This is a genomic window from Achromobacter ruhlandii (assembly GCF_002082135.1).
GTDB classification, from domain to species: domain Bacteria; phylum Pseudomonadota; class Gammaproteobacteria; order Burkholderiales; family Burkholderiaceae_B; genus Achromobacter; species Achromobacter ruhlandii.
Genome location: NZ_CP017433.1, coordinates 2,710,712 through 2,717,275, shown reverse-complemented (window position 1 = coordinate 2,717,275; position 6,564 = coordinate 2,710,712). Strand labels below are relative to the sequence as shown.

Genomic DNA, 6,564 nt, shown 5'->3' with positions numbered 1-6,564 from the left:
GCCCGCCGCCCCGGCCGGCGCGCCGCCGGCGTTGTCGCGATAGACGTAGGTGCCGGATTTCTCCTCGCGCCCGACTTCCAGGAAGCCGCGCGACTGCGCCTCGTCCAGCAGGTTGCCGAAGGCGCGGAAGCCGTAGTACGACTCGTTGAAATCCGGCCGGCGGCGCTTGAGGGCGTCCTTCAGGGCCGAGGCCCAGATCTTGCCGCTGTCGCCGCGTTCGGCCATCAGCGCCTCGAAGGTCTCGACCACCATGTCGACCGCCTGGGTCTTGCGGGCTTCCAGTTCTTCCTTGCGGCGGCGCTCCTCGTCGGGCGAGCGGCGCTGGCCGGCGTTGCCGCCGCCGCGGTTGTCGCGGCGGGCGTCGGCGGCGCGCTGGCCTTCGCGGGCCAGGTCGTCATAGAAGATGAATTCGTCGCAATTGGCGATCAGGAGGTCCGAGGTGGATTGCTTGACCCCCACCCCGATCACCTTCTTGTTGTTCTCGCGCAGCTTGGACACCAGCGGCGAGAAGTCGGAATCGCCGCTGATGATGACGAAGGTGTTGACGTGCGACTTGGTGTAGCAGAAGTCCAGCGCGTCCACCACCAGCCGGATGTCGGCCGAGTTCTTGCCCGACTGGCGCACGTGCGGAATCTCGATCAGCTCGAAATTGGCCTCGTGCATCGGCGCCTTGAATTCCTTGTAGCGCTCCCAGTCGCAATAGGCCTTCTTGACCACGATGCTGCCCTTGAGCAGCAGGCGCTCCAGCACCGGGCGGATGTCGAACTTCTGGTACTTGGTGTCGCGCACGCCAAGCGCCACGTTCTCGAAGTCGCAAAAAAGCGCCATGCTGACGTTTTCGTTGGCATTCATAAGTGTTTCTCCGTTGCCGCGGCCACCCCGGCCGCCTGGCGGGGGCGATTGGCCGCATTTCGCCGCCCATGATATACATTTCCGCTCGCCCCGCCCCGCCGACCGCCATGCCCGACGTACCCGCCCCGCCCCCGCTCGACACCGAACGCCTGCTGCTGCGACCGCTGTGCGCGGACGACGCGCCCGCCATCCAGCGCATCTTTCCGCAGTGGGAAGTGGTGCGCTACCTGGCCGAGCAGGTGCCCTGGCCGTATCCGGCGGATGGCGCCCGCACCTACGTGGAACAGGTGGCGCTGCCGGCCATGCGGCGTGGCGCGCAGTGGCATTGGTCGCTGCGCCCGCGCACCGAGCCCGGCCGCCTGATCGGGCTGATCAGCCTGATGCGCGACGACCCGGGCAACCACCGTGGTTTCTGGCTCGACCCGGACTATCGCGGCCAGGGCTACATGACCGAGGCCAGCGAGGCGGTCACGGCCTTCTGGTTCGAGGTGCTGGACCAGCCGGTGCTGCGCGCGCCCAAGGCGGCGGCCAACGACGGCTCGCGCCGCCTGTCCGAGCGCACCGGCATGCGGCTGGTGGCCACCGAGGAACGCGGTTTCGTCTCCGGACGGCAGATGGCCGAGATCTGGGAGATCACGCGCGAGGAATGGCGGGCGCGGCGCCTGTCGGCCCCGCCGGCCCGCACGGACGGCCGCCCGGCCTGAGCGGCGCCGGCGGCCGCCGGATCGCGCCGCGTGCTTGCCGATGCGCCGGAAGGAAGGACGCTTCCCCATCCCGGCCAGCCAGGAACCCGTCACCGCGAAATAATTCTGACCCCATTTATTCCGCCGGCGGCTGCGCCCGGGCGCCGGTTCAAGCCGGCGCTTACCGCCCCTTTCGCCCCGTTTTCCGACGGATTGGCCGGCCGCTTGCGTGGCTAGAATTTGCCACCATCCCGCATTCCGTGCACGGGATGCCCCCTCGCAATCGGGCAAGATCCATGAATCCGTCTACCGTCATCGGCGCCGTTGTCGGCCTGCTCACCCTGGTCATCGTCATCGCGCTGGCCGCCACCAACCCCGGCATGTATTTCAACCTGCCGGGCCTGGCCATCGTGCTGGGCGGCACCTGCGCCGCGCTGTTCATCGCCTACCCGCTGTCCGAAGTGATGCGGGTGTTCAAGCTGGTGGTCACGGTGTTCCGCAGCGACCAGCACGACCAGCAGCGCGACATCGAGGAACTGGTCAACATGGCGCAGCTGTGGATGAACACCGACGTCCACAAGGTCGAACAGGAACTCAAGAAGGTCACCAACCCGTTCCTGCGCACCGGCGTGCAACTGATCATCGACAACACCCCCGAAGACCAGATCATCGAGCTGCTGCAATGGCGCGTGGCGCGGCTCAAGGCGCGGGAAATGGCCGAGGCGCAGATGTTCCGCGTCATGGCCACGTTCGCGCCGGCCTTCGGCATGCTGGGCACGCTGGTCGGCCTGATCAACCTGATGTCGGTGCTGGGCGACGGCAGCATGACCACCATCGGCCAGCAGTTGGCCATCGGCCTGATGACCACCTTCTACGGCATCCTGCTGGCCAACCTGGTGTGCAAGCCGATCGCCGTCAAGCTGGAACGCCGCACCGCGCGCCGCGTCGAGTCCATGAACATGGTGCTGCAGGGCATCTCGATGATGTGCGAGAAGCGCGGCCCGGCCGTGGTGCGCGAGACCCTGAACTCGTTCGTCATGCACGTCGAGGACGAAATCTACGACGGCGGCGCCTCCGCCGCGCGCGGCAAGACCGAGGGCCAGGTGTCCTCCGCCGCCAAGCCCGTATCCATTACCCGCCCCGCCGCCGCGCGCCAATGAGCCTGATTTCCCCCTCCCTGGCGCAGCGGATCGAGCAGGCCCGCCAGGCCCAGTTGCGCGCGCAGAAAGCGGCGGCCAACAGCGGCTGGCGCCCCAGCAAGAGCGACCGCAAGGACCGCTACGCCCGCTGGCACGTCGACGACACGGTCGAAAGCGACGCCGAGAACTGGCTGCTCAGCTACCTGGACCTGATCACCCTGCTGCTGGCCATGCTGGTGGTGATGCTGGCCGTGGCGCGCCTGCACGGCGGTTTCTCCGAGCCCGGCGAGAAACAGGTCGACATCGTCGGCAGCCTGGCGGCCAAGGGCCTGCCGGCCTACGACGGCGAATACGCCGAATTCGATACGCCCGCCATCCCGGCCAGTTGGGCCGAACCTGCGGCGCCGGCCGCCACGGCCACCGCCGCCGCCCCCGCGTCCGACGACGGCGAGGTGGTGGCGCAGGCCGCCCCGCCGCTGAAGGCGCCGTCCAAGGAATCACTGGGCCTGGGCGACCTGGGCAAGTCGGTCGACGTCATCATCAACGAGCAATCGGTCAGCTTCCGCATCAGCAACGAGCTGCTGTTCCCCTCGGGCCAGGCCACGCTCAGCCCGTCGGGCCTGGACGTGATCAAGCGCCTGGCCACGATCCTGAACAAGAACGACTACCAGGTCTCGGTCGAAGGCCACAGCGACCCGGTGCCGATCCAGACGCGGCAGTTCGCCTCCAACTGGGAGCTGTCCAGCAGCCGCGCCACCAGCGTGCTGCGCGAACTGGTGCGCGACGGCGTGGCCGGCAGCCGCCTGCGCGCGGTGGGCTACGCCGAGACGCGCCCGATCGAATCCAACGACACCCCGGCGGGCCGCGCGGCCAACCGGCGCGTGGAGCTGATCATGGACATCACCGCGCCGGCCAAGCCTGCCCCGGGGCAGGCCCAGCACGCCGACGGCAAGACCGCCAAGCCGGCGGCCAGCACGGCCCAGGCGCCGCAGCCGGCCGCCGCGAAGGCCGCGCCGGCGGGCGATTCCTGACACGCTCCCGCGCCCCGGCCCCGGCCGCTAATGGCAAGCGCGGCCGGCCACATCACGGCCGCGGCGGGAAGACCCACGCCGCCCTGTCCGAGACATCCCAAACAGCGTAATCTGGCGGCTGCCGGCCGGGCGCCCGATGCATGTCGGGGTCCGCGCCCTCGCGCCGCCCCCGGCGCCCCTGCCACCAGGAACCGTCCATGCCGTACATGCTTCTCATCGTCGAGCCTCCCGGCCAGCGCGCCGAGCGCACGCCCGAGGAAGGCCGCGAGGTCTACGCCCAGATGGTGCGCTACGCCGAAGGGCTGCAGGCGCGCGGCCTGCTGGCGCGCGCCGAATCCCTCAAGTCCGATGCGGACGGCGTGCGGCTGCGCGTGCGCGACGGCCAGCGCACGCTGGTTGACGGCCCCTTCGCCGAGGCCAAGGAAATGATCGGCGGCTTCTTTCTGCTCAACTGCGAGGATCGCGCGCAAGCGCTCGCGCTGGCGGCCGAATGCCCCGCGGCGCGCTGGGCCACGGTCGAGGTGCGCGAGCTGGGGCCCTGTTTCATGTAGCGCCGGGGCGTGGCCACCGGCGGGCGGGCTAGGTATTTACCCTGAACCGCGCGTTCCGATGTCGATCCACGCGCCGCTCATGCGTCGTGCCAGTACCGACCCCGCCGCGCGCCGCGGCCGGGGCCATCGATACCAGGAGATTCCCGATGCGATTCATGATCATCGTCCGCGCCAACGCCGACAGCGAATCCGGCAGGCTGCCCGAAGCCAGCCTGCTCGACGCCATGGCGACCTACCATGAAGGCCTGGCCAAGGCCGGCGTGCTGCTCGACGCCAGCGGCCTGCAGCCGTCGTCCAAGGGCTGGCGGGTGCACTACGACGCGCAGGGACAGCGCAAGGTCATCGACGGCCCGTTCGCCGACACCAAGGAACTGATCGCCGGCTACACGGTGATCCAGGCCCGCTCGCGCGAAGAAGCCCTGCAATGGACGCTGCGCTTTCCCGACCCCTTCCCCGGCCAGCCCTGCGAAATCGAAGTGCGGCAGATGTATGAGCTGGAAGACTTCGGCCCCGGCCAGGAGATCGACCGTTTCCGCGACCTGCCCGGCAACGGCCAGTGAACCGCCCCATCCCCCTGAACGACGCCCGCCGCGAGACCCATCATGCACAAGCAGATCTTCGTCAACCTTCCCATCGCCGACATGGCGAAATCGCAGGCTTTCTTCAAGCGCCTGGGGTTCAGCTTCAATCCGCAATTCACCAATGACCAGGGCGCCTGCATGGTGGTCGGCGACAACATCTACGTCATGCTGCTGGTGAAGGACTTTTTCCAGGGCTTCACCAACAAGCCCGTCGTCGACGCCAAAGGCGGCACCGAAGCCCTGATCGCGCTGTCCTGCGAAAGCCGCGCCGAAGTCGACGACCTGGTCGCGCGCGCCAAGGCGGCCGGCGGCACGGCGCCGCGCCCGCCGCAGGACCACGGGTTCATGTACGGACACGGCTTCGATGACCTGGATGGCCACATCTGGGAAGTGTTCTACATGGAACCCGGCGCCACACCGCAGGCATGACCGCCCCGGCCGGATCGGCGGCAACCCACCGCGCCATCGAGGCCGTCTGGCGCATCGAGGCCGCCAGCGTCATTGCCGGCGTCGCGCGCCTGGTGCGCGATGTCGGCCTGGCCGAGGAACTGGCCCAGGACGCGCTGGTGGCCGCGCTGGAGCGCTGGCCGGCCACCGGCGTGCCGGACAACCCGGGAGCCTGGCTCATGACCACCGCCAAGAACCGCGCCCGCGACCGCTTGCGGCTGGATGCCATCCACCGCCGCAAGCACGAGCAGATCGGCCACGAACTGGAGGCGCTGCAGGCCGACGTCGAGCCCGATTTCGTCGAGGCGCTGGACGCCGCGCGCCAGGACGACATCGGCGACGACCTGCTGCGGCTGGTGTTCACCGCCTGCCATCCGCTGCTCTCGACCGAGGCGCGCGTGGCGCTGACGCTCAGGCTGCTGGGCGGGCTGTCCACCGCCGAGATCGCGCGCGCCTTCCTGGCCTCGGAGTCCACCATCGCCCAGCGCATCGTGCGGGCCAAGCGCAGCCTGTCGGCGGCGCGCGTACCCTTCGAGGTGCCCGGGCCGCGGGAACGGACGCAGCGCCTGGCCTCGGTGCTGGAAGTGATCTACCTGATCTTCAACGAAGGCTACGCCGCCACCTCGGGCGAGGACTGGATGCGGCCGGCGCTGTGCGACGAAGCGCTGCGGCTGGGCCGCATCCTGGCTGAATTGACGCCCGACGACAGCGAGGTGCATGGGCTGGTGGCGCTGATGGAACTGCAGGCCTCGCGGCTGCACGCCCGCAGCGACGCCCAGGGCCGGCCGGTGCTGCTGCTGGAGCAGGACCGCGGCCGCTGGGACACCCTGCTGATCCGCCGCGGCCTGGCCGCGCTGGAACGCGCCGAAAGCCTGGGCGGGGCCAGCGGGCCGTATGCGCTGCAGGCGGGGCTGGCGGCCTGCCACGCGCGTGCGCGCCGGCCGGAAGAGACCGACTGGGCGCGCATCGTGGCGTTGTACGACGCGCTGGCGCAGGCCATGCCGTCGCCGGTGGTGGAACTGAACCGCGCCGTCGCCGTGGGCATGGCCTTCGGCCCGCAGGCCGGGCTGGACCTGGCCGACGAACTGGCGCGCGATCCGGCGCTGGCCAACTACCACTGGCTGCCCAGCGTGCGCGGCGACCTGCTGGCCAGGCTCGGGCGCCACGCCGAGGCGCGCACGGAATTCGAACGCGCCGCCGCCATGACGCGCAACGCGCGTGAACGCGAGATGCTGCTGGCGCGGGCGCGGGGGCTGCCGGCGGCGGACTGAGCGCCGCCA

At 69.9% G+C, this 6,564-nt stretch carries 8 protein-coding genes; 7 read left to right on the top strand and 1 reads right to left on the bottom strand.

The features are described 5' to 3' along the window. Positions 1–852, bottom strand: an 852-nt coding sequence (locus AruCF_RS29890; RefSeq protein WP_254431197.1) for an NYN domain-containing protein, incomplete at its 3' end; no start/stop codon positions are given. A 107-nt stretch (positions 853–959) separates the two neighbouring features. Between AruCF_RS29890 and AruCF_RS12220 the strand changes: the two genes are divergently transcribed. The 7 genes from AruCF_RS12220 to AruCF_RS12190 all read left to right on the top strand — a co-directional run bounded on the left by AruCF_RS12220 (position 960) and on the right by AruCF_RS12190 (position 6,555). Further along, the gene (locus AruCF_RS12220) at positions 960–1,556 is read left to right on the top strand and encodes a GNAT family N-acetyltransferase (protein ID WP_059270935.1); all 597 of its coding nucleotides are present in this window, start codon (positions 960–962) and stop codon (positions 1,554–1,556) included. Between the two features lie 275 nt (positions 1,557–1,831). Continuing rightward, complete coding sequence (locus AruCF_RS12215) at positions 1,832–2,695, top strand: motility protein A (RefSeq protein WP_054416575.1); 864 nt, start codon at positions 1,832–1,834, stop codon at positions 2,693–2,695. Continuing rightward, positions 2,692–3,705 (top strand): OmpA/MotB family protein, encoded by a 1,014-nt coding sequence (locus AruCF_RS12210; protein ID WP_063568855.1) that lies wholly within the window; start codon positions 2,692–2,694, stop codon positions 3,703–3,705. Before AruCF_RS12215 ends, AruCF_RS12210 begins: the two co-directional genes overlap by 4 nt. Positions 3,706–3,902: 197 nt before the next feature. Then, positions 3,903–4,256 carry a YciI family protein gene (locus AruCF_RS12205; protein ID WP_059270940.1) on the top strand — a complete coding sequence of 118 codons (354 nt, stop codon included), beginning with the start codon at positions 3,903–3,905 and terminating at the stop codon, positions 4,254–4,256. Between the two features lie 146 nt (positions 4,257–4,402). Further along, positions 4,403–4,816: a YciI family protein gene (locus tag AruCF_RS12200; RefSeq protein WP_054504434.1), complete on the top strand. Its 414-nt coding sequence runs from the start codon at positions 4,403–4,405 to the stop codon at positions 4,814–4,816. A 42-nt stretch (positions 4,817–4,858) separates the two neighbouring features. Next, the gene (locus AruCF_RS12195; protein WP_054416579.1) at positions 4,859–5,266 is read left to right on the top strand and encodes a VOC family protein; all 408 of its coding nucleotides are present in this window, start codon (positions 4,859–4,861) and stop codon (positions 5,264–5,266) included. Beyond that, complete coding sequence (locus AruCF_RS12190; RefSeq protein ID WP_063568857.1) at positions 5,263–6,555, top strand: RNA polymerase sigma factor; 1,293 nt, start codon at positions 5,263–5,265, stop codon at positions 6,553–6,555. Before AruCF_RS12195 ends, AruCF_RS12190 begins: the two co-directional genes overlap by 4 nt. Positions 6,556–6,564 lie beyond the last annotated feature (9 nt).